The sequence below is a fragment of the Bradyrhizobium arachidis genome (assembly GCF_024758505.1).
Lineage (GTDB): Bacteria > Pseudomonadota > Alphaproteobacteria > Rhizobiales > Xanthobacteraceae > Bradyrhizobium > Bradyrhizobium manausense_C.
On sequence record NZ_CP077970.1, the window covers coordinates 6,903,130 to 6,922,508 of the forward strand.

20 protein-coding genes and 2 pseudogenes are annotated in these 19,379 nt (G+C 58.7%); 12 read left to right on the forward strand and 10 right to left on the reverse strand.

The genetic code is table 11. The features are described from left to right. Positions 1-205: 205 nt before the first annotated feature. A pseudogene (locus KUF59_RS44545) lies at positions 206-301 on the forward strand (low affinity iron permease family protein); the annotation flags it as partial. 193 nt (positions 302-494) lie between these two features. Further along, positions 495-1,487, forward strand: a complete 993-nt coding sequence (locus tag KUF59_RS31955) for an ABC transporter substrate-binding protein (RefSeq protein ID WP_258767405.1) — start codon at positions 495-497, stop codon at positions 1,485-1,487. 314 nt (positions 1,488-1,801) lie between these two features. Here KUF59_RS31955 and KUF59_RS31960 read toward each other — a convergent pair whose 3' ends face one another. Beyond that, complete coding sequence (locus KUF59_RS31960; protein ID WP_258767406.1) at positions 1,802-3,976, reverse strand: alkaline phosphatase D family protein; 2,175 nt, start codon at positions 3,974-3,976, stop codon at positions 1,802-1,804. 235 nt (positions 3,977-4,211) lie between these two features. Between KUF59_RS31960 and KUF59_RS31965 the strand changes: the two genes are divergently transcribed. Then, a complete protein-coding gene (locus KUF59_RS31965; RefSeq protein ID WP_258767407.1) occupies positions 4,212-4,577 on the forward strand; it encodes a hypothetical protein in 366 nt (121 codons plus the stop codon). 230 nt (positions 4,578-4,807) lie between these two features. Here the strand turns inward: KUF59_RS31965 and KUF59_RS31970 are convergent, their stop codons facing one another. Together KUF59_RS31970 and KUF59_RS31975 are read right to left on the reverse strand one after the other, a co-directional pair. Then, a complete protein-coding gene (locus KUF59_RS31970) occupies positions 4,808-4,969 on the reverse strand; it encodes a hypothetical protein (protein ID WP_258767408.1) in 162 nt (53 codons plus the stop codon). Positions 4,970-6,384: 1,415 nt separating this feature from the next. After that, positions 6,385-6,579 carry a hypothetical protein gene (locus tag KUF59_RS31975; protein WP_258767409.1) on the reverse strand — a complete coding sequence of 65 codons (195 nt, stop codon included), beginning with the start codon at positions 6,577-6,579 and terminating at the stop codon, positions 6,385-6,387. A 325-nt stretch (positions 6,580-6,904) separates the two neighbouring features. Between KUF59_RS31975 and KUF59_RS31980 the strand changes: the two genes are divergently transcribed. The 3 genes from KUF59_RS31980 to KUF59_RS31995 all read left to right on the forward strand — a co-directional run bounded on the left by KUF59_RS31980 (position 6,905) and on the right by KUF59_RS31995 (position 7,867). After that, positions 6,905-7,060, forward strand: coding sequence for a hypothetical protein (locus tag KUF59_RS31980; protein ID WP_212462917.1), 156 nt, complete (start codon positions 6,905-6,907; stop codon positions 7,058-7,060). A 355-nt stretch (positions 7,061-7,415) separates the two neighbouring features. Continuing rightward, the gene (locus KUF59_RS31990; RefSeq protein ID WP_258767410.1) at positions 7,416-7,562 is read left to right on the forward strand and encodes a hypothetical protein; all 147 of its coding nucleotides are present in this window, start codon (positions 7,416-7,418) and stop codon (positions 7,560-7,562) included. Between the two features lie 59 nt (positions 7,563-7,621). Further along, positions 7,622-7,867 (forward strand): ribbon-helix-helix domain-containing protein, encoded by a 246-nt coding sequence (locus tag KUF59_RS31995; RefSeq protein ID WP_258767411.1) that lies wholly within the window; start codon positions 7,622-7,624, stop codon positions 7,865-7,867. Between the two features lie 122 nt (positions 7,868-7,989). Here the strand turns inward: KUF59_RS31995 and KUF59_RS32000 are convergent, their stop codons facing one another. Next, positions 7,990-9,012: a LysR substrate-binding domain-containing protein gene (locus KUF59_RS32000; RefSeq protein ID WP_258767413.1), complete on the reverse strand. Its 1,023-nt coding sequence runs from the start codon at positions 9,010-9,012 to the stop codon at positions 7,990-7,992. On the opposite strand from KUF59_RS32000, the gene KUF59_RS32005 reads away from it, so the two are divergent. Then, the gene (locus KUF59_RS32005; RefSeq protein ID WP_258767414.1) at positions 9,011-10,387 is read left to right on the forward strand and encodes an FAD-binding oxidoreductase; all 1,377 of its coding nucleotides are present in this window, start codon (positions 9,011-9,013) and stop codon (positions 10,385-10,387) included. The genes KUF59_RS32000 and KUF59_RS32005 overlap by 2 nt on opposite strands. A 682-nt stretch (positions 10,388-11,069) precedes the next feature. Here KUF59_RS32005 and KUF59_RS44115 read toward each other — a convergent pair. Beyond that, a complete protein-coding gene (locus KUF59_RS44115; protein ID WP_309500880.1) occupies positions 11,070-11,657 on the reverse strand; it encodes a DUF2934 domain-containing protein in 588 nt (195 codons plus the stop codon). 1,411 nt (positions 11,658-13,068) lie between these two features. Between KUF59_RS44115 and KUF59_RS32025 the strand changes: the two genes are divergently transcribed. Beyond that, the gene (locus KUF59_RS32025) at positions 13,069-13,503 is read left to right on the forward strand and encodes a hypothetical protein (RefSeq protein ID WP_258767415.1); all 435 of its coding nucleotides are present in this window, start codon (positions 13,069-13,071) and stop codon (positions 13,501-13,503) included. A 399-nt stretch (positions 13,504-13,902) separates the two neighbouring features. After that, on the forward strand, positions 13,903-14,997 hold the full coding sequence (locus KUF59_RS32030) for a tyrosine-type recombinase/integrase (protein WP_258767416.1): 1,095 nt from the start codon (positions 13,903-13,905) through the stop codon (positions 14,995-14,997). Between the two features lie 996 nt (positions 14,998-15,993). Here KUF59_RS32030 and KUF59_RS32040 read toward each other — a convergent pair. Then, positions 15,994-16,214: pseudogene (locus KUF59_RS32040) on the reverse strand (hypothetical protein). Between the two features lie 327 nt (positions 16,215-16,541). Here KUF59_RS32040 and KUF59_RS32045 point away from each other — a divergent pair. After that, positions 16,542-16,742 carry a hypothetical protein gene (locus tag KUF59_RS32045; protein ID WP_212458678.1) on the forward strand — a complete coding sequence of 67 codons (201 nt, stop codon included), beginning with the start codon at positions 16,542-16,544 and terminating at the stop codon, positions 16,740-16,742. 36 nt (positions 16,743-16,778) lie between these two features. Here the strand turns inward: KUF59_RS32045 and KUF59_RS44400 are convergent, their stop codons facing one another. The 4 genes from KUF59_RS44400 to KUF59_RS32060 all read right to left on the reverse strand — a co-directional run bounded on the left by KUF59_RS44400 (position 16,779) and on the right by KUF59_RS32060 (position 18,119). Beyond that, positions 16,779-16,997, reverse strand: coding sequence for a DUF6894 family protein (locus KUF59_RS44400; protein WP_408918042.1), 219 nt, complete (start codon positions 16,995-16,997; stop codon positions 16,779-16,781). Between the two features lie 87 nt (positions 16,998-17,084). Then, the gene (locus KUF59_RS32050) at positions 17,085-17,507 is read right to left on the reverse strand and encodes a hypothetical protein (RefSeq protein ID WP_212458938.1); all 423 of its coding nucleotides are present in this window, start codon (positions 17,505-17,507) and stop codon (positions 17,085-17,087) included. Positions 17,508-17,524: 17 nt separating this feature from the next. Beyond that, positions 17,525-17,725 carry a hypothetical protein gene (locus KUF59_RS32055; RefSeq protein WP_212458679.1) on the reverse strand — a complete coding sequence of 67 codons (201 nt, stop codon included), beginning with the start codon at positions 17,723-17,725 and terminating at the stop codon, positions 17,525-17,527. Positions 17,726-17,927: 202 nt separating this feature from the next. Continuing rightward, positions 17,928-18,119 (reverse strand): hypothetical protein, encoded by a 192-nt coding sequence (locus KUF59_RS32060; RefSeq protein ID WP_212458680.1) that lies wholly within the window; start codon positions 18,117-18,119, stop codon positions 17,928-17,930. Positions 18,120-18,398: 279 nt separating this feature from the next. Here KUF59_RS32060 and KUF59_RS32065 point away from each other — a divergent pair, with 279 nt between their 5' ends. After that, the gene (locus KUF59_RS32065; RefSeq protein WP_212458681.1) at positions 18,399-18,755 is read left to right on the forward strand and encodes a PRC-barrel domain-containing protein; all 357 of its coding nucleotides are present in this window, start codon (positions 18,399-18,401) and stop codon (positions 18,753-18,755) included. Positions 18,756-19,010: 255 nt separating this feature from the next. Next, the gene (locus KUF59_RS32070; RefSeq protein ID WP_212462902.1) at positions 19,011-19,286 is read left to right on the forward strand and encodes a DUF1515 family protein; all 276 of its coding nucleotides are present in this window, start codon (positions 19,011-19,013) and stop codon (positions 19,284-19,286) included. The last annotated feature ends 93 nt before the right edge of the window (positions 19,287-19,379 follow it).

Genomic DNA, 19,379 nt, shown 5'->3' on the forward strand with positions numbered 1-19,379 from the left:
CTCGCACTGGCTTGCCCTGCCGACTCCTTATGAAAATTTCTACACGCCCGTAACCGCCAAAGCATCGGCGACGTTGGTTCGTGGCCCTTAGCCGATCTTCTGAGCGGTCCCCCATTGAAGGCTGCTTCTGACCCAACTGAGACATAGGCGAGAGCGGACTCCGTCACCTCCCTCCTGAGTGCTCGCATCTCGCCCCGGGAATGGCTTGGAATGGCATTCTCTCGCCACTCTCGCGACGTGGGGAATGACGCTGGTGATCCAGCGGGCTGAGCATCGGGACACCCAGGCCATTCACGCCAAGCAGTTCGCGGGGGCGCTAAGCGGAGCGACACTCCCCTGCCGCTCTCCGTCGGCGGCCGCACGATCGGGCGTCGGTACTCCGCGCGCATCGGCGGCAGATCGCTCACTCGAAGGTTGGGACCAAAGCCTGCTGTGATGCACAACGCGGTTCGCGGATGTGGTAAAGTGCGGTCCCAGCCCTTTGGATAGAGCCCATGAGGCGACGCGAGATCATCGCGGTTCTCGGGAGTGCTGCGTTGGCGTGGCCGCTTTCAGCGTACACACAACAAATGAGGATTGTACCGCGCGTCGGAATTCTGTGGATCGCTCCCGAGCCTGTGGTGACACCATTCCACGAGGCGTTTCGTCAAGAATTGCGCGACCTCGGCTATATCGAGGGCCAGACGATCGTCATTGAGGCACGATTCGCGGGCGGCAAGATTGAGGCGTTGCAGGGCCTCGCAGAAGAGTTGGTGCGCCTCAAGGCCGACGTGATCGTGGCGCCGTCTACCCCCGCCGTGTGGACTCTGAAACAAGCGACGAAGTCAATCCCGATCGTCATGGCAAACGTCTCCGATCCGGTCGGGTTCGGTTTCGTCGCGAGCCTTCGTGAGCCCGGCGGTAACATCACCGGGTTCTCGAACCTGATGGTCGAGCAGGTCGGTAAGACCGTCGAGCTGGCCAAGGAGGCGATCCCGAACCTCGTCCTACTCGCGGTCATGGTGAACTCGGCGGCTCCGGATTCAGAGCTCGTGCTGAAGGAGACCCAGTTGGCGGCCCAAACCCTCAAGTTCGAAGTGGTGTCCGTTGAGGCGCGGGTGCCGGATCAACTCGAAGGTGCTGTCGCACGGGCAAGCGGCGCGCGGGCCGATGCGCTGCTGGTCTCGACAATTGAGGGCATGTTCTTCGCCAATCGCAATCGTATCATCGAGGCGGCGGCAAAACATCGCTTGCCAGCCGTCTTCGCCGCGCCACCCTACGGGCTCACCTCCGCGGGCGCTCTTCTGACATACGGTGCGAACACACCCGACCTACTTCGGCGCTCCGCCACCTACGTCGACAAGATTCTGAAAGGCGTGAAGCCAGCCGAACTTCCAGTCCAGCAACCAGTTAAATTTGAACTTGGTGTCAACCTGAAGAGCGCCAACGCACTGGGGCTGACGATCCCTACGTCGATTTTGCTGCGCGCCGACGAGGTGATCGAGTGAGAAACGGCATAAAGCCGTTGCTATCTCCAGGCTCCTGCTCAGGACGAGCATAGCAAACCTGGCAGGGGACCGTCCGTAGTGCGCTGCGCGCTGAGAACACGTTCAGTGCTGTGAGCCGCACGTTCTCCACTACGACGCGGTCAGTGTGATCAGGGCTGATGTGAAGTCGATGCCTGACGGCCGGTTTTGCGCCAGTAGCCGGTCAAAGTTCGAAAAGAATACCAAAGTTCGACGACGTCGCGAGCGCTTCATTGGCGTCTGCCAAGCCTGAGATTGACAATGAGTTGAGCAAACCAGGTTGGCCACATCCCAACTCACACGAAGTGGAAAGCGTTGGCGTGGTTGGCAATGAGCTGCGCGGAGGTGACGCCGGGAAGCATGATCGTGTCGTTTTCGTTGACGGTGATGATCGCCCCTTGCGGCTCGTCCGAGATGGCGCCCTGCAGCGCCGCCCAGTCGGCAAACGCCGACTTGCTGAACTCGATCACGTCGTTGTCAGCGCCCGCGGCCACGAAATCGGCGATGACGTCGGATCCGGGGTTTTTGGCGAAGACGAAGGTATCGTTGCCGGCCCCGCCGAACAGAAGGTCATTGCCGGCGCCGCCATCGATTCGATCGTTGCCGTTTTGGCCGTATAGCGTGTCGTTGCCATCGCGGCCAAAAATTCGGTCGTCTCCGTCACCGCCGTAGACGATATCGTTGCCTTTTCCACCGTCCAGGTAGTCATTGCCGCCTTTGCCGTCGATCACGTCATTGCCGCCGGCGCCGATGATGACATCAGCTCCATCAGTCCCGCTCAGCGCATCGCTCTTGTCGGTGCCAATGATCGAGTCTGATGTCGGCGTCACGCTGAACTGGCTGACGATCGCCGGGGTCCGCGCCAGGATCTGATCCGGATGGGCGGCGAGGTCGGCGGCCGTGTAGGCCGGTATCCCCCAGGTCGTAACGAGCAGCTGTCCGGTTGCAGGATCGATGTTGAAATCGGTCCAGCCATAGTCGTGTCCGACGAAATAATCGCCCTGCAACAGCGTGGCATGGATCGGGCCACCGCTCTCCAGCCCGATCGGATCGTAGCCCAGCTTGGTCATGTATCCATTGAGGATCGCCTTGTCGAAGTCGTCCTTGTCATTGGGAATGCTGTCGGTATCCGGCGCGTTCGGCAGGCTGTTATACAACGCGAACTGCTGTGGGGTGATCAGGCCAAGTTGAAGCGCGGCCGCGGGCAGAAATGGTGCGAACGACCCGGCAGCCGCAGCCATGGCGACCACCTCGAACGCGCCGCTCTTGACCTGTGGACCGCCGAGCGTCTCTTGATAGGTCAGGTTATTGACCGAGGTCCAATGCTGGTCTGCGGATACGAACACCACGTTCTCGATGTGATTGTCGGCGATGAACTTCAAGAGCGCGTCGCGCTCGGCCGCATAGCCTTCGAAGCGGTCGCCAGGGCTGAGGACCGGACCGAAATTCTGGATCGGCTCCGGCACCATGACGAACTTCCAGGTGACGCCGTTGTCTCGGGCATCGAGAAGGTCGTGCTCCACGCGCGCGAACTGGACGTCGCCCAGGATGCTGCGGCTTGGATCGAACGAGGCGGTCAGGAATTGCGAGATCTGGGCCGGGTCGAGCGGATTTGTCGGCCCCGGCAGCTCTGCATCCCGGAACGAGCGCTCATCGGTCAGAATGATCGCCGCATCGGAGCCATAGGTGTTGTAACGATAGAGATCGGGCGCACCGTCAAAGCGATCTTCGCCGGTGCCGCTGTAGGTCCGGTTCTCGATTGCGTTGTATTCATTGAAGGCCTGCAGACCGTTCGAATACAGGGGCGTTTCATTGATGAAATCGCCTGGCTGACCGGCGAATTGCGGATCGCTGCTCGGTGACGCGCCGCCGGCAAAGTTGTTGGTGACCTCGTGATCGTCGATCATGGCGAGGACCGGCGTATTGGCTTGCAAGTCCGCCCAGTAGTTGAAGCCGAGATGGCTGCTGTAGATCTCGTCATGCGCAAGCCGGAACTCGTCCAGCGTGGTGGCCGCCGGCGGCGGAATATCGGTGTAGGCCGTGTCGCCGAGCTTCACCACCAGATCGAGGTCCGCCGCCGCGGCATTCTTGATCGAAACAAAAGGAGCGAGTTCGCCATGCAGATCGGCGACGAGGGCGAAGTTAAATCCGTTATGGGCGCCGGGTTCACTGGCGGTTGTAAAGCTGCCTTGGAGCGTATCGCCGGACGCGTCGATGACACGATAGAAGTAGTGTTGACCCGACTTGAGATGGTCGAACTCGACCTTTACCGGCACCAGCGGGTCAGCCACCGTGAGGTGTTGACTCTTCACTTGGTGAAACGAGGGGTCCGTCGAGATTTCGAAAGTCAGCTGCCCGGTCTCGACAGCACGCGCCCACAGGACCGCCGATGTCTGAGTGACGTCGCCCGACGAAACTCCATCCGGAAACGCAGCCGTGTTCGACGCACTTTGCGGTTCGACTGGAGACACGACCGCTCCGGGGTCGCTGTCGAAATTGAACGCGTCAAGTGCTGCGCTCAAGCTGAAGAGATCAGAAGTGTTGAAATCAATTGTCCCATCGGGACGTGTGCGAAGGCTCGCCATCGTATGACCTCGCGACTGAAAGCAAGGTTTCCACGAGTAGTCGCTCGAAAGCCATTTTGCGCCCACCTCTCGGGGCGCGTTGGAACGTGGCTATAACGGATCTGAGCGTAGGCAGCTAACGATGCCCAAGAGTAAGCATAGCGCCGAGCGATCACCCGGGCCACTGAAAATTGGGTTAGCAACGCTGCCGCACAAGGTCTCCTCGCAGCGCGCCGACGATCTGGCCCATTTCGGTCGTCGTCGGTCCAGCTGCCGATGTCACCTATCGGGGCTAAAGCAGATCTTTTCCTACCACGGGTTCATCCGCAGTCTGCTCGCGGAGCGGCCGAATCTCAGTCTCGATCGGTCGGTTGCGCGGCGCTTTGGCTCGCTCGACGCGATCCAACGCAGCCAGCACTTCTCGCGGATGGCGCAACTGCGTTCCGTCAAACTCCACTTTGGGCGCGTCGGCATCGAGCAGTATGACCTGCCACCGCTCTGTCCGTAGGCGTCGGTGGCTGAGAGACCAAGCGCGCTCCCGCCTGCAAGGGAAAGGGAGCTGCCGATGCCAGACAACCCCCATGTCTGCTACGTCCATAGTCATGCTTCCGGAATCGCGGAGCAAAACGCGTTCATGCGCGAGCTCGTCAGAAAAGCGATGGAGATTCTTAGGGCTCCAGTCCCCGACACATTCCTAGGCCGCAAGACCCAAGAGCCCTTCCCGAGAGAAGATGAAGCTCACATGGCGCAATGGATGGCCTCGAAGGAATTGCGGCCGCCGGAGTAAGGCTGCTCAGTGAGGGCCCTTTGGTTCGAAGCGAGCTCTACCGGGTGAAGATCGACGAGCTGTTCGGCCATCGACTTGGCGTTCTCCTCGGTAGCGGACACCAGATCGACCAACTGAATGACGTTCTCCTCAAAGTGAGAACGTATGCCCGGTAGGTTTTCATCAGGCGGCCTTACCAGTTTTTCCCGCCTCCGTCCCCTATCCGAGGTTATTGCTGTTCAGTCGGCGCGATAGGTATAATGTTCCGTCCGAGGAACGGGTGACCTCGATGGAAATACTCAGGCGCTCAATCGAAAAGCTAAGCGCTCCCATTTGCTCAAAATGCAACCTCGCGATGGCTTGGTCGCGGTCGGCTCTTCTCAAAGAAGAGCATGCAATTGTGCACAAATTTTCCTGCCCGCGCTGTAACGCGACCGCCGAAACAAAGACGCCAGTTAGGGTCTCCAAAGAAGGCCAGGACACTTTCTGATCGGGCGAATTTCCAGCTTGGGCCTGGCACAGATTGCATAGCCCCCGGGTCCAAACCTGTGTCACGATACCGGCATGGGCGATCGTTGGTTCATAACCATAGCGGTCAGTCTCGGCGCCCTCACTGTAGCAGCCGTTTCTGTACTGCTGTTTACCCCTTGATCTAACTCAACGCGGGTCGTGCTCCCCGGTCTTGCCTGATGACGGCAGGAAACTTAGGGGAGCACGTTGAGGTGTACGACCGCACCTGGCTGTTTCATTCTGTCTGTTGGACGCTCGCCTTGGCGGGTCTGCTCGCCGTCGTCTCAATGATTTGGTAGTTAGAAAGGCCCAGCGGCGTAAACCGGCGACCGCTGATTACTGCCTCAGGCGGGCCGTCCCAGCCGGAGCTGCTCCAGACCATGTTCGATCACTAGGAGATCCTCAAGAATAGGATCTCGAACCGAGTCAATTCTGGACGGGGAATGTTGTGTTCCCAACAATTGGCGCCGGAGTTCTCGCATATTCTCCAGGGCTCGCCGGTTCTTCAAACGCACATGAGCGGAAACGATCGATTCAAATGGTGTTGACATCGGGTAGCTCCGAATACCCTGTTCTACAACAGGTTGCATGGTATCATACTCGGGTTAACCCGCAAGATAGGGTGCTGGTGCAGACTGTGACCGACCGTCATATAGACGGCTGCACTAATCAGGCCCGAGGTTGCTGACCCAAGAGCCCTTCCCCAAGGAAGATGAAGCGCACATGGCGCAATGGATGGCCTCGAAGGAATTACAGCCGCCGAAGTAAGGCTCCTCAGTGCGGGCCCTTTGGTTCGAAGCGAGCTATTCGGCGCGGGCGACTCGCGCTTCGTCTGCATCGCCTGCCATTCCGCGCGCGGCCGCGGGCAATCTCCGGCAGCGGCATATTAACCCAACGGTTGAGATTTGAATGGTCTGTTGACCGGGAGTGGTTGAGTGTTGCCTTAGGACGGGCCGTTAGGACATCGCGGCCTCGTGCTTGAGGTGGAGAGCCCGCCGGCGCCAGCCCCCGGCGGTGCCCTCCCTCAATAATTAATCTTTTATTTACAAATGTATTGGCGAGAACCGTCGTCGCGATTTAGATGTGGATTACCGGGGCTGGCTGCATACTTCACATAAATCTTTTCACCCGGCATTTTTGACACGGCGCGGCCGCAGCGATCAACCTCGCTGCGGCCTTCGTCTTGTGGCCCGTCGGCTTCTTGCGGATATAACGGCTCGGTGAACGAAACCATTTACCGCTCCCACGAAGCAGCCCGGAAACAATTCGGGTCCAGCCTATCAGCATGAACGAAGGGGAACTCAGATGATCGCTCTTAAAGTGGTTGGTCTTGTCCTGAGCGCCGGGATTCTGTTGACGATGTATGCGGGTGACTTCAGTGCCGACCTTGCGCTCGCCATCGTGGCCTGTCTCTCTTAGCATCAGCGACTGGAGCCGCACGGAGATAACCTTAATACCTCCGGGGCCCTTCGGCGGGTCCCTTGCTCCTTTCAGGACGCCTTGTCCCCTGTTGAGGGAGATTGCCTGTATTTCAGAAGCTATTTTTGGAGGGCAGGACCATGCCCAAGATTCTGGAAGATCTGTTGTGGTGTGCTGCCCTGGCGACATGGCTTATGCTTCTCTGTGGCTTCGTCGTCGCTGCGATGCAGCCTTTTGCAGAGAACCTTCGTCGTCAACTAAAGGCGCGGCTGAAGTCCAAAGAGAGGCAAGGCTGAGTGCGTCGGTGCGTCGCGAGTCCTACAGGCGCAATCGATCCTTTGCTGCTTGTGGATCGGCCTCTGCAGAACGTAATCGCCTACGCGATCTCGGTAACCCTTGAGCCTCGGCGTGTGCGCTGCCCCTGCACATGCTTAAGACCAACCTGGAGCAGCTATTGGCCCGGCGGCCAGACGGCATAACCGTGGCGCCGTTCGAACGGGGCGAGATCGGGCCAGACCCATTCCGCGCGGCATGCCGCATGGGCCTCGAGGGTTTGGTCTCAAAGCATCGCGATCGGCCGTAGCGCGGTGGCAGGCAAAAGTTCTGGATCAAGGTGAAGAACCGCAACCATCCAGCAATGGAGCGCGAGCTATGACCGTCCTCGTTTACGTCAACACTGCCAAGCAGGTCGGCGACGCCGAGCACATCAAGGTCTTTGCCACGGTCGATGCCGCGGAAAGATGGTTCGAAGAGAACGACCCGGAGGGCCTCGCTTTCGAATACGAGGTCCTGGAATGAAAGGAAGCGACGAAGAGGTATGTAGCGTTGCTACGTCGGATCGAGTGCGAGGAGTAGGCATGAGATCCCCCGTCGTGAAACGATCCATCATTATCGCCGGCCACAAGACTAGCGTCAGCCTGGAAGCGGCCTTCTGGAATGGCTTGAAGGAGATTTCCGGCCTGCGCAACATGACGCTGTCAGAGTTGGTCGGCGAGATCGACAGTAACCGCCCGCGGAGCAATCTGTCGTCCGCGATACGCGTGTTCGTCCTCGACTACTTTAAGAACCGTGCCACGGCGACCAAACCAGAGCAGAAAGTGTAGGCGCCGCAGCCATCCCGCAGTACTCGGGCAGAAGCAGACGTGTCAGCACCGTCTTCAAAGTTCGCCTTTTGACTCCAGAGCGAACCTGCCTCTGCGCCTTCGTGTGCGGTGTCGATCCGAGCCTATCGAACCGATCGCAACCAGGCGGAGAATGCGCGAATGATCCTTTCGCGGGGATGGCTTGGCCTGCGGACGACGTAGAACTGGTAGCCGGGTAAACTGAGATCAAACGCCTTTACAAGCGCGCCGGATGCGAGTTCAGCCGCCACAAGCACATCGCTAAAAATCCCGACGCCTTGGCCTGCGACGACCGCCTCGATGGCGTGAAGCTCCTCTCGGAAACTCAGATGTTGCATGTCCATGAAATCGGGCAGGTTGCGCCACCTGCGCCTGGCGACCGAGAGCCATCGCTGCCAGCTAGGTGGGTCTATGTCAGACGGAAACCAATAGGAATGAACGAGGACCTGCTTTCGAAGATCGGCCGCATTCTTCAGCCGGCCTCCGGCGGGAAGCAAGTCAGGGCTGCACACCGGCCAATAGGTGTCGCTCAAAAACTCTTCTGCAATGCCCTCTCGCGGCGCTTGGCGGGACGTGGCATAGCGGATCGCGACATCCGCGTCTCCCGCAGGTAAGTCAAGAACATTGTCGGTGCCGATGATATCAAGCGGTGCATCGGGGCGCTGTTTTCTCCAGTGCGGCAGGCGCGGCACGAGCCATCGAGCGGCAAATGCGTTCGTTGTCGTGATACGAAGGGCCTGCCGATCGTCCTTGCGCCTGATCGTGCCGAGAGCGGTGGCGAAGGCTTCGAGACCGGCGTGCACGACTGGAAAGAGCCGAGCGCCGGCATCTGTCAATGATAGTGGTCTCGGTCTGCGCCGGAATAGTGCCCTCCCGCAATATTGCTCCAACAAGCGGACTTGGTGGCTGATCGCAGTCGGCGTTACTCCGAGTTCGGAGGCAGCCTTCTTAAAGCTAAGGTGCCGTGCGGCAGCTTCAAACGCCCGTAGTTCGATAAGCGGCGGCAACTTGCTCATGCCCCAGCCTAGATGAACTATATTCATCTTCAAGCCAAATTCTTTGAATTTGCCTTCCCCGCACAGAGGGTGTGACAAGTGACGAGGCACAACGAAGGGATAGCGCACCATGACGACAGTCCGATCGGTTGCCGCCGAGGCGGCGGAGTTTGGCAAAACCTTCCGAGGCTCACTTATGCAGCCAGGCGATGCGGGCTACGAGGAGGCAAGAAAGGTCCACAATGGACTTGTCGACAAACGGCCAGCGCTCATCGCGCAATGTCGCGATACCTCCGACGTAACCGATGCGATAAGGCTCGCCCAACGACTTGGTCTCGAGGTTGCGGTCCGTGGTGGCGGTCACAATGTAGCAGGACGCGCAACGATCGACGGCGGCGTGATGATCGATCTCTCGCAGATGAAAGGAATCCGCGTCGACACCGAACGCCGAAGGGTGCGCGCGCAGGGCGGCGTCACTTGGGCAGAGCTCAATCGCGAAACCCAGCGGCACAGCCTGGCGGTCACAGGCGGAGTTGTTTCGAGCACGGGCATCGCGGGGCTGACCCTTGGCGGGGGTCTCGGTTGGCTCATGGGCAAATATGGTCTGGCACTCGACAACCTTACGTCGCTCGAGTTGGTCAATGCCCAAGGCGAATTGGTACGCGCCAGCAAAACGGAGGAGCCGGACCTGTTTTGGGCTGCTCGTGGTGGCGGCGGCAATTTTGGTATCGCCACCACCCTGGAATATCAGCTTCACCCAATAGGGCCCGCCATCACGGGCGGTCTGATCGCGCATCCGTTCGATCGTAGCCGTGATGTGCTGTCGCTGTTCCGCGAAAGCACATCATCGCTTCCTGATGAACAAATTCTTGTCGCCACGTTGGCTCATGCACCTGATGGATCAGGCATGAAACTGGCGGCGATGGTGACGTGTCATTGCGGTCCACTCGCAGCTGGCGAATTGGCGGTGCGTCGGCTTAAGCAATTCGGCACTCCGGCATTGGACGGGATCGGTCCCATGGACTATTGCGAGCTCAACAGCATGCTGGACGCAGGATATCCCAAGGGCGCGTTCAACTACTGGAAATCTACCTTCCTACGAGAACTCAGCGACGACGCGATCGGGACAATGATCGCCTGCTTCGCGCGCTGCCCGACTCCCATGGGGCAGCTTCTTGTCGAGCACGTCCACGGGGCCGCAGTGCGCGTCGGCGTCGAGGAAACGGCATTCCCGCATCGGCAAGAGGGCTACAACTTCCTGATCCTGACTCAATGGCTGGATGCCGCGATGACCGATCGTTGCATCGCCTGGACGCGCGATACCTACGCTCAGATGGAGCCTTTCGCGGCGACTGGCAGATACGTGAACTATCTCGGGGATGATGAAGGCATTGATCCCGTTCCCGCTGCCTACGGATCCAATTACCGTCGTCTTCGTGAGCTGAAGAGCAAATACGATCCCAAGAACTTCTTCCGCATGAATCAAAACATCAGGCCATTAGTCTGACTGAAATCGTGTGCATGGCCCAAAGGGGACGGTGTTGTATATGCCCGACAGGCGATGGCTAATTTCTGCTCGTCCTTTTCTTGCACGCACAGCGCTCGCAATTCAGTACTAAGGCGTGGCCTCCGCTGGCGCGGGTCGGGGACTCGTATCGATGAAGGCGATAAAACTCCCCGCGCTGCGGTTACCGCGGCCTTCTACGTGTCACCGGCTGTGCCGACGGCCGTGCCGTGGTTCCGGTGGGCGGCTCTTGGCCGTGAGCGCAAGCGATGCGCTGCAAGGCAAAGACGGATTCCGGGACCGGCGAGATCGAAAGTTGCTACCATAGCAAGTTCGGCGAGCGTGGCGAGGCTCGGCTTGCATTCTGCTGGTCTAAATGCGGCGTAACTTGTCGCCCCTGGAGCCGGCGCCCTAGAGGCGAGGCGCTCAAGCATATTGCCAAGTTCTATGCCATCGAGAAGGACATCCGCAGCCGTAGCGCCCGAGGAGCGCCGCCTCGTTCGACAACCGAGAAGCTTACGGCTCGCCGACCCGTCCCAAAAATAGTTGCGACAAACTCGGCTTGATCAGCCAGGGTAAGCTGGCCGATGCCATCCGCTACGCCCTCTCACGCTGGGAGGGGCCGTCGAAGGTGGCGGTATCGACCTAGACAACAACGGGGGCCTTGATGATCGAAGGGAGATTTTCAGAGCGTGTCCGGCGTCTTCAATTCGTGCCTGACCTGTTCCTCTTTGAGCTGGCGCTCGGCCTCCTGCCAGAACTCGTCCCGACGTCCTTCAGGCCTGCCGGCCTCTTCCCAGAGCTTGTAGGCGCGGGCGCGGATATCATCGTCATGGACGTGAGCCATGCGAACCTCCCGATGAAGCACGGCCTCGCCGTTGGGGGCTGGTGGGGTTAGAGCCAAGGGCCGTGCAGGCCGGCTGTCGGCGGGAAATCCGGCCTGCGGATTCAAGTCGTCGGATCGACGACGGTTCCAAACCCCTGGTGCCGTGTGCGTTGAAGTCTGGTCGTTGCCCGTCCACTCCCTTTCAGCACGCAACCAGAACTCCAGATCACGTCCTTCCGGCCGGCCCGCTTCCAGCCACAGCACAAAGGCACGGCTGCAAGTTTCCTCGCGCCGAATTGACACCTGCAACTCATCGAGCCTGCCCTTGATCACCTTCGCGAAGCTTTCGAGCCGCTCCACGGTGGCAACGTCGCAAATCAACGGGATCATGCGATTGGCCAGTTCGAGCTGATGTTGCAGCCTCTGAAGTTCGTCCCGGTGGCCCACGATGTTGCTCCGATTGGCTATATGACGCCGGAGCCCGCGGAATGTTCGATTAGCACGGCCGTCCTTGCGTAGTTCGCAAGACCATCGGAAAACAATTCGGGAGGATGCGATGCCGTGCAAACGTCCGGCCGCCCGGCCCCGATGCTCAGCTCGACCTGCATCGTGCAGATCGGAGAGAGAGAGACTGGAGCTACAGCTTTGGCTCAACGATCCTCGCTATCGTGAGACGGCCGATTTCTTGTCGGCGCTGCCTGAGGATTGCCGCCAGACAAATCATTGGCGCATTGCCCGGTGCTTGATAAAGCCTTCCGCGAACCGGCCTATCTCAAAGCTGCAACCATGTCGCTGCAAACAGCGCTCGTGATGGATGGCTTGGTAGCCGCAATTTGGTGACAGCGTGCCGCCATCGGCTGGCTATAGGTCGGGTACGGTGGCGGCGGCCTGTCGCGTTCTTGCCTCCCAACGACCAGGACCGCCGAATCCTCATCCAAAATAGGAACCGGCACAAACGATGCAAGCGGTGAGGCAGCGCGTTCTGCATCTGCACATGAGCGAATCTCTGGTTGTGGCTGGATTATATCACAGCCCTGCCGCGTCGATCCGGAGGGCCACTCGGTCAACTACTGGCACGAACCGGCGTCGGTCTTGATCCAACCGCCTAGCTTTATATGTTGGGGCAGGAAGCGGGACACATGATGGACACATGGTCTCCCTTGCGAAAAAGCGCTAAGTTATTGAAACCAAAGAACTAAGCTGGCGTGGTTCAATGGTAGAACGGCAGCTTCCCAAGCTGTCATCCGCATTAGTGGGGCAGCTAGATCTTCCATAACATTCGATTTGCGAATGCGGCGCGGCGGGCCGGCGCCGTGGAAGCCACTTATTCAATGAGAGAGCGTTTCCTGTCTGCCTTGCGCGATAGAAAACTTTTGCTCGCGCTCCTGCCGCGAGTATCCGGCGCAGAAGCTCCTGAAATGGAAGGTAGCGGAGCCTTTGATAACCTCGCGACGACAACCTTCGAACTGGAATGTACGAGCCCTCAGCGGAGCGAGAGAGATTCAAACCGGTACAAGGCGCTATTTTCCGGTGGCGGAGTAACAGCGGTTCGAAACGAGGCAATAAGGTGTGGGGCCCCGTGTCAGAACCAATTGACGACCGGCATACAAAGAACCTCCATAAGACATTTCACTAATGACTTGACTTTGCCATCAGATGAATCTCCTATGGACGTAGTTTGAGGACCGAGTCGGTGGCAACGCCGGGGGAACTTTGTAGCAAAACCGCGGAGCTGTTGGGCTTCCCACCAAACACTACCTTAGTTGCCTGGCGGGCATTGAGGGAGGACGGTCGAGTCACGACCGGTGGCAGGGGCAAAAGCGCTTCTCACTGCGTGCCCTCAGACGCAGCGAATTTGTTGATCGCCACCATCGGGAAACTTCCGTTGCAAAGCTATCTGAAAAGCTGGGAGCGATTTTCGGGTTTAACCTGCACACGGATAAACCAGCGACGGAAATATACGATGGGAGAGATAGGAGAGATCAGCACGTTGAAACAGGGTCACTCCTTTCAAGAGGGTTTGACTGCGCTGATTGCGTCCGCCTTGTCGGGAGTACTGCAAAACTTTCCCAATCCAACGAAGATTCAAGTTGATTTTCACGGTCCCACACCCCGCGCATCGATCAACATATTAGGCGATGTCAGTATTTTCATTCGCTACGATGACCCTACTGAAGAATTGTCAGACGTCCAGCCCAATCAAGCCGGAGACCTTGAACAATCAATCAATATCAGCGGCAAAACAATCTTTGGCCTTGGTGAGTTTCTCCGGAGGGAGGCGACTACAAAGTGAGAAACTCTCCATTGAGCACGTACAATTTCGGCGGCGGCTTTCCTGTGGAGCTTTGCACCAACCGCGATCGCACCCATTCAGCCAGCGAGACGGCGCCCAAGTTCAAGTACAATTACGACCAAACTAACCCTCTCAAGCTCGAAGTGTAATGGCACGCCAGTTCGCGCTTCCCCCAACACTTCCGCCTCGTTTGATCGGTCGCGAGGCCGCTGCAGCTTACGTCTCGGTTTTGCCGGGAACATTCGATGCGATGGTGCGGGACAAGCGAATGCCACCTCCTCGGCGCCTCACTGAGGGGCGCAAGGCGTGGGACGTTCGGCTGCTGGATCAGGCTATTGATGGGTTGCCGTTGGACGGCGAAGACGCCGGCGCGTTGAACGATGGCTGGGATGATTAGCTATGCGTCGAAAGTTGCCGCCGAATGTCGAGAAGAACGTCGTCAAGGGACATGTCTACTTGTCCTATCGCGTCGGGAAGGGGCCACGGATTAAGCTCCCCGGTGACCCTAATTCAGACGCCTTTAAGATGGCTTACGCAGCTGCTGTCGCCGGGCACGCGTCGACCAGTCCGGCGATCGCAAGGGATCAGCCTCGCTCCATCGGCGCGCTCGTCACGTCCTATCTGAACAGCGATGCGTTTGCGTCGCTCGGCGACGGTAGCAAGAGCGGATATCGTAGTCGTTTGGATCAGATAAGGCGTGATCACGGCCACAGGGCAGTTGCCGGCCTCACCAAAGACCGGATCGAAGAGAAGATCCTCAAACCGCTCCATAATAAACCCGGCGCAAAGATCGACACGCTCAAGAAGCTTCGAATCTTGATTCGTCATGCAAAGGACGATCTGAAATGGCTCGCCGTCGATCCGTCCGCCGGCATTAGGCGCGGGAGGTCGAAGGAAATTCGAGCTTGGACGGATGCCGAGATGGTCGCCTTCGAAACGCGATGGCCCTTTGGAACGAAGCAGCGCGCAGCATACGAACTGATGCTCCACGTCGGCACGGCGCGCGTCGACACGCACCTGACAACCTGGGTGCAAGCCGATGCCGACGATTTTGAGTACACTAGACGCAAGACCGGCGTGCCTGTTCTCGTCGAGAAGGCGCAGTCGCTTCGTGCGGCTCTCGCAGCGCTTCCGCGCAGACACGTTTGTATTCTGACCACTGAATGGGGCAAGCCATTCACTGTGGATGGCTTTAGCGGTTGGATGCGCGATGCAATGACTGACGCCGGCCTTCCGCTTGATTGCCGGCCACATGGCCTACGCAAGACCTTTGGCCGCCTCCTCGCCGACGCGGGCGCGACCGCTCATCAAATCATGGCTGCACTTGGCCATCTCACTCTGGCCGAAGCTGAACGTTACACGCGCGAAGCTGATCGTCGACGCGGGGGTCGGCACGCGATCCAGAAACTAGAAGACTACAAGGCGAACAGAATTCCCCAAACCTCTTCTGCCAGTTTGGGGAAAGAGGCAAAAACCATAGGAAATTCAAAATGAAGAGAAAACCCTTGGCGCTCCCTAGGGGAATCGAACCCATGTTTCAGCCTTGAGAGGGCCTGGAGCTTCGTCTCCAAGCCACGACAATCCTAAATGGCCGACCCAGTTTTTTGCCTATCTTGGGGTAGCCGGATGGATTGCAAATTGTTCGTTTGTCCAATCGAGAAAGTGCATTTTGTTTCAATAGCTTTGATTTCCGTTACTCACCGGCGGAGTACAGAGGTCTGGAGAAAATACGGGCATTGGAGAAGGAGTTAGGCAGACGCGCGCTTTCTGAGTACGGTCCGCCAGCGAACCGACGAGCTAAATTAGCGGCAAAAGAGCGGTTCGATTTTTAGGGAGAGGACGTTCGAAACGTAAGGTGGCGGAGGGAGAGAAACCGGGTTCGAACCTTCTCCGCCCGCCGCTCAGAAACACCGCCGGGCGCGCCGCCTCCAAAGCCGTTTATTTTCAACATGTTATAAGTTTTGATTGGCTGGAGCGTGATTTACCGATCAGACGTGAGCCCATCCGAACGATCAAATCTATCGCCGGACGAGAGGGATACCATCGCGGTAGACGCCTGGCCCGCCAGCTGCGAAGTCCGCGTTCAAAAACAAGTCGCTCGCGGTGGAAATCTATTCGCCAATGCCAGGGCAGAGTTTTCATCAGTCTCCAACGCGATCTTTTGAGCTAGCATGATGTCCCCCGGCACCAGACGCGCGTTCGGCACGAAGCAATAGCAGCATAGGGGCTCTCCCTTTGCGTCTAGCACGTGCACGTTGGCAGCCGCGCCATAACTAATGCGGTAGATTCTGCCGGTGTGGCTTCCGACTACATCGAAGTGTTGATATAGCTTGAATTGTTCCAGCTGCCTGGGTGAAAGCCATTGGCACAAAAGTCGACGGCCCCGGGCTTCCGGAGAATTTTCTCCAAGAAAGTTCGCATAGACCTCGTAGAGAGCTCTCAATCGATGGCTCGATCGCCCTCGCGAGCCAAACAGAAACATCGTTCTCTCTAGCCCCCCACCAAGCGCGGAAAGAAGAGGGTCTCTTCGGCTGTCGGGTCAAACGCACGAACTAAATCGATTCGCCCGGTCCCTTGCGCGTCGCTGCCGTAAATCCCTTGCCGGTCAGTTCCTGAAAACGCTGCTCGGCCTGAGCCACCGATTCAAGATCGAACCGATCGAATTCATGTCGGCTGTCACCGTTCGCGTCCATGATGATTTGGATAGCCATCGCGCTCCTCCTCGTTCCCCGGACTCTGTTAACGGAGGGCGCTGCACTCCTGTTCCTATTTGCGACAGGCGTTCTTCATTCCACACGGCGCTCCCTCAGCTCCCCAGCACTCACGTTCGGTCGACACCAGGGCTGAGTCCAGTCTTGGCGGAATCAAATCGCGTCTGTATTGAACGGTTCCTCGCGCTTCACGACGCTTCCACTTCCTAACATTTGTTAGACTAAACGGGCGGTTGAGCCGACTGAGTTACATAACCTATGTGAGTGTCGACGATGGACCGCGGCCGCTAGGCTAACTCGAACAATCGAGAATGCGGGAGGTTCGCGATGAAGCATCGACGGCGTTTCAAACAAGCCACCACACTGCATGATCGACTAGCAAAATTCGCAAAGGACATGCGCGAGCGCGCCGAGGTTTTGCCGCCCGGCAGCGAGAGAGACGAACTTATCAAACGGGCGCGCAATGCCGAAGCTGCGGCACGGATCGATGCGTTGCTGCCACCGCCAAAGCTTCGATCAGCAACTTAGGAACTAGTCGCGATCGGCAGATTAGTATGCGCTACTTCAGCGCACGCATTCGGCCTTGACTGTAATTCGGAAGATCAGCTTCTCCCGGCGGTCTCTGACCTCCAAACTCCAAGCGCCACCCGGAAGCAGGTTGCTCTCAATATCCCGGGTCAACCGTGTGGCCGTTCGCCAAGCCGCTCTATCGTCAGGCAGGTCTTCCCCGACGTTGTCCCGGTAAGGGTAACCATTCTCAATGTCAAAATAGTACCGCGACATAATTCTTGAACACGATTCAACTAAGTTAGTTTCATGGCCGGCGTCGGTTCTTCCTCGGCCATAGCGCTGAAAGAAAATTAGTACACCTCAAAATCTCCTGGCCCTCGGCAGCGAGGCGGCGCTCGAGCTTCGCGCGCGACGTCTTCGGACGCGTCCCTTGACCAACCCTCCGCCGGGCCACTCGGCGAGCTGGGGCAGCGGAGGAACCGGGGCATCCACCTTCTCGGCCGGCACTGTCTCTATCGCCCGGTCGACCAGGGGCCGCGCCTCCATGAATTCCAGGACTGCATGTCCCTTGGCGGTGATCTTCCAGCCGCCGTTTTTGCGCTCAATCAGGCCTTGCGCGAAGATGTCGAAGTCCGGCACGCGCGCAGCAAGCCGCTTGGTGCGATCAGCCCAGTCCCGACCGCTCGTCGCCAGGATCGCCATGTCGCGTTTGAGGTCGGCCATGAGGGCGAAGCCGTCAGGATAGGCCACCAGGATCTTCAGCACCGTGACCTGGAAATTCACCCCCGCCCCCCGGCCGGTCAGCGCCACATGGTTGGCGCTTGCGAGAGAGCTTGGCGCCCGACCTGCTTGAGCTGCTCCGGTGACGTGTCGCCTCTGGTCGCGGCTTCCAGGATTTTCGAAGCCACGTGGGTACGGGCGCCGGTCTCGGCCTGGGAAACGCTTTCGCAGACTTCGTCCAGGACCGCGCGCAAAATCGCGGTGGTAGCAGGATCGAACATGGGGGACCCCCAGAAGAAAGAACTATCGTAACGCAATCGCTCGGGCGTCGAATTCAACAATGTTAAGAAATCTCTAGGAATCTACATCCCGGCTCGGATTTGGCAATAGACTCAGAATGCGTCGCGCCTAGAACGGCCTCAGGCTGGCCCGCTTGAAACGCCGGCGCGGACCTGGACCTTTCGCACCGCGGCATAGATCGTTTTAGCGCTCTAGTCGAGAAACCGGATGATGGTTCGAGCGGTCGAGAGCGTGCACCAGCTCGTCGCTGTCGAGTACGGCCTGCAGGCGCCGCAAGGTCTGTACAAGATCCAAAGAGCCCAGTCGATCCTCACTGAGAATTCGTCGAGCGTCCACGATCGCGCGATAAAGGACATCCTGGTCGGGGCTATTCATTTTCGGCGCTCCAAACACAAACCAATCCCGCCGGAGGGCGGAACGTTCCCAGGTTCTCCCTGCGATGATCGTCGACTTTCGGCGAAGCGAGAAAACTCGGAAACATTCGCAGCAGGGTGGCTTCGGCATCGAACATTGGAGCGTGGACGGCGGTGTCGGCGAGGAGCTCGCGCCGGTGCGGCAAAATGGATCAGTGGCCGCATGCGCCGGGAAAGCGGAGGAACGAGCACCTGCCGATCTCACTTGTCTTGCATCAATCTTTCGTGGAGGAGAATGACAATGGAAATGGAAAGGCGTGAAACAGGAACGCTGATCGGTAGCGACAAGGTCGAAGGCACCACCGTCTATGGCGCCGACGCCCAAAAGATCGGCTCGATCGAGCGCGTCATGATCGACAAGGTCAGCGGCCAGGTGTCGTACGCGGTTCTCGGCTTCGGCGGCTTCTTGGGCATCGGAGACGATCACTACCCCCTGCCATGGCAGTCGTTGAAGTACGACACGAGCCTTGGCGGGTACCGAACCAATCTCACCGCCGACCGGCTCGAGGGCGCGCCAAAGTACGGCAATGACAACGATTGGAATTGGGACGACCCGGGACGGGCGCGAGCCGTGAACGACTACTATTCCGGGTTCTAGCCGATGCCGGCGACCTAGATCGCACCGCGCCACATGCTGTTGCGGTTGCGGGGACCCGGAATCCCAAGGCACTTCGGGTCCCCCCTTTGTAGACTGCTCGAGCCACCGGCGCCCTCAGTGAGCTTTCCGTCCATCTCCGCACCGCTGCATCTTGGAGCGGATCGATCCTGTCGCAGTATGCGCACAGGTATTGGCCGGGCCGCTGCACGGCCTCGTCGGCCGCGGGCTTCCGACCGTCAGCAATCTTGCCCAGCAATGGCGTACCAGGATGAGAAGGCCTCGCAGGGCCGATGCGACCTGCATCAGAAAATCGATGCGATGCGAACCGAGATGCAGAAGCTGGACGCTCTCGTCAAATCCGCCGTCAAGGACATTGCGCAGATGAAGCCGACTGTGGATGCGGTCGAGAACGCCAAGCAGCAAGCGGTGGGCGCGCGGATCCTGGCGCGCCTGTTATGGGGCGGAGCGATCTGCATCAGCGGCGGCGCCGTCTGGGTGGTCGCCAACCATGTGAAGATCACCTTCAAATAGAACTTGGCTGGATGCTCGTAAACTGGCCGGATGCCCGCTCAAAAGCCAACAGCGGCGGAAAAGCGGACATCGGGCGAGGTCGCAGAAGGGCCA

Coding starts and splice junctions, on each gene's coding strand:
- KUF59_RS31955 (WP_258767405.1), top strand. CDS start 495: ATGAGGCGACGCGAGATCATCGCGGTTCTCGGGAGTGCTGCGTTGGCG.
- KUF59_RS31965 (WP_258767407.1), top strand. CDS start 4,212: ATGCCCAAGAGTAAGCATAGCGCCGAGCGATCACCCGGGCCACTGAAA.
- KUF59_RS31975 (WP_258767409.1), bottom strand. CDS start 6,579: ATGGTTTCGTTCACCGAGCCGTTATATCCGCAAGAAGCCGACGGGCCA.
- KUF59_RS31980 (WP_212462917.1), top strand. CDS start 6,905: ATGCCCAAGATTCTGGAAGATCTGTTGTGGTGTGCTGCCCTGGCGACA.
- KUF59_RS31990 (WP_258767410.1), top strand. CDS start 7,416: ATGACCGTCCTCGTTTACGTCAACACTGCCAAGCAGGTCGGCGACGCC.
- KUF59_RS31995 (WP_258767411.1), top strand. CDS start 7,622: ATGAGATCCCCCGTCGTGAAACGATCCATCATTATCGCCGGCCACAAG.
- KUF59_RS32005 (WP_258767414.1), top strand. CDS start 9,011: ATGACGACAGTCCGATCGGTTGCCGCCGAGGCGGCGGAGTTTGGCAAA.
- KUF59_RS32000 (WP_258767413.1), bottom strand. CDS start 9,012: ATGGTGCGCTATCCCTTCGTTGTGCCTCGTCACTTGTCACACCCTCTG.
- KUF59_RS32030 (WP_258767416.1), top strand. CDS start 13,903: ATGCGTCGAAAGTTGCCGCCGAATGTCGAGAAGAACGTCGTCAAGGGA.
- KUF59_RS32045 (WP_212458678.1), top strand. CDS start 16,542: ATGAAGCATCGACGGCGTTTCAAACAAGCCACCACACTGCATGATCGA.
- KUF59_RS44400 (WP_408918042.1), bottom strand. CDS start 16,997: ATGTCGCGGTACTATTTTGACATTGAGAATGGTTACCCTTACCGGGAC.
- KUF59_RS32055 (WP_212458679.1), bottom strand. CDS start 17,725: ATGTTCGATCCTGCTACCACCGCGATTTTGCGCGCGGTCCTGGACGAA.
- KUF59_RS32060 (WP_212458680.1), bottom strand. CDS start 18,119: ATGAATAGCCCCGACCAGGATGTCCTTTATCGCGCGATCGTGGACGCT.
- KUF59_RS32065 (WP_212458681.1), top strand. CDS start 18,399: ATGGAAATGGAAAGGCGTGAAACAGGAACGCTGATCGGTAGCGACAAG.
- KUF59_RS32070 (WP_212462902.1), top strand. CDS start 19,011: ATGGCGTACCAGGATGAGAAGGCCTCGCAGGGCCGATGCGACCTGCAT.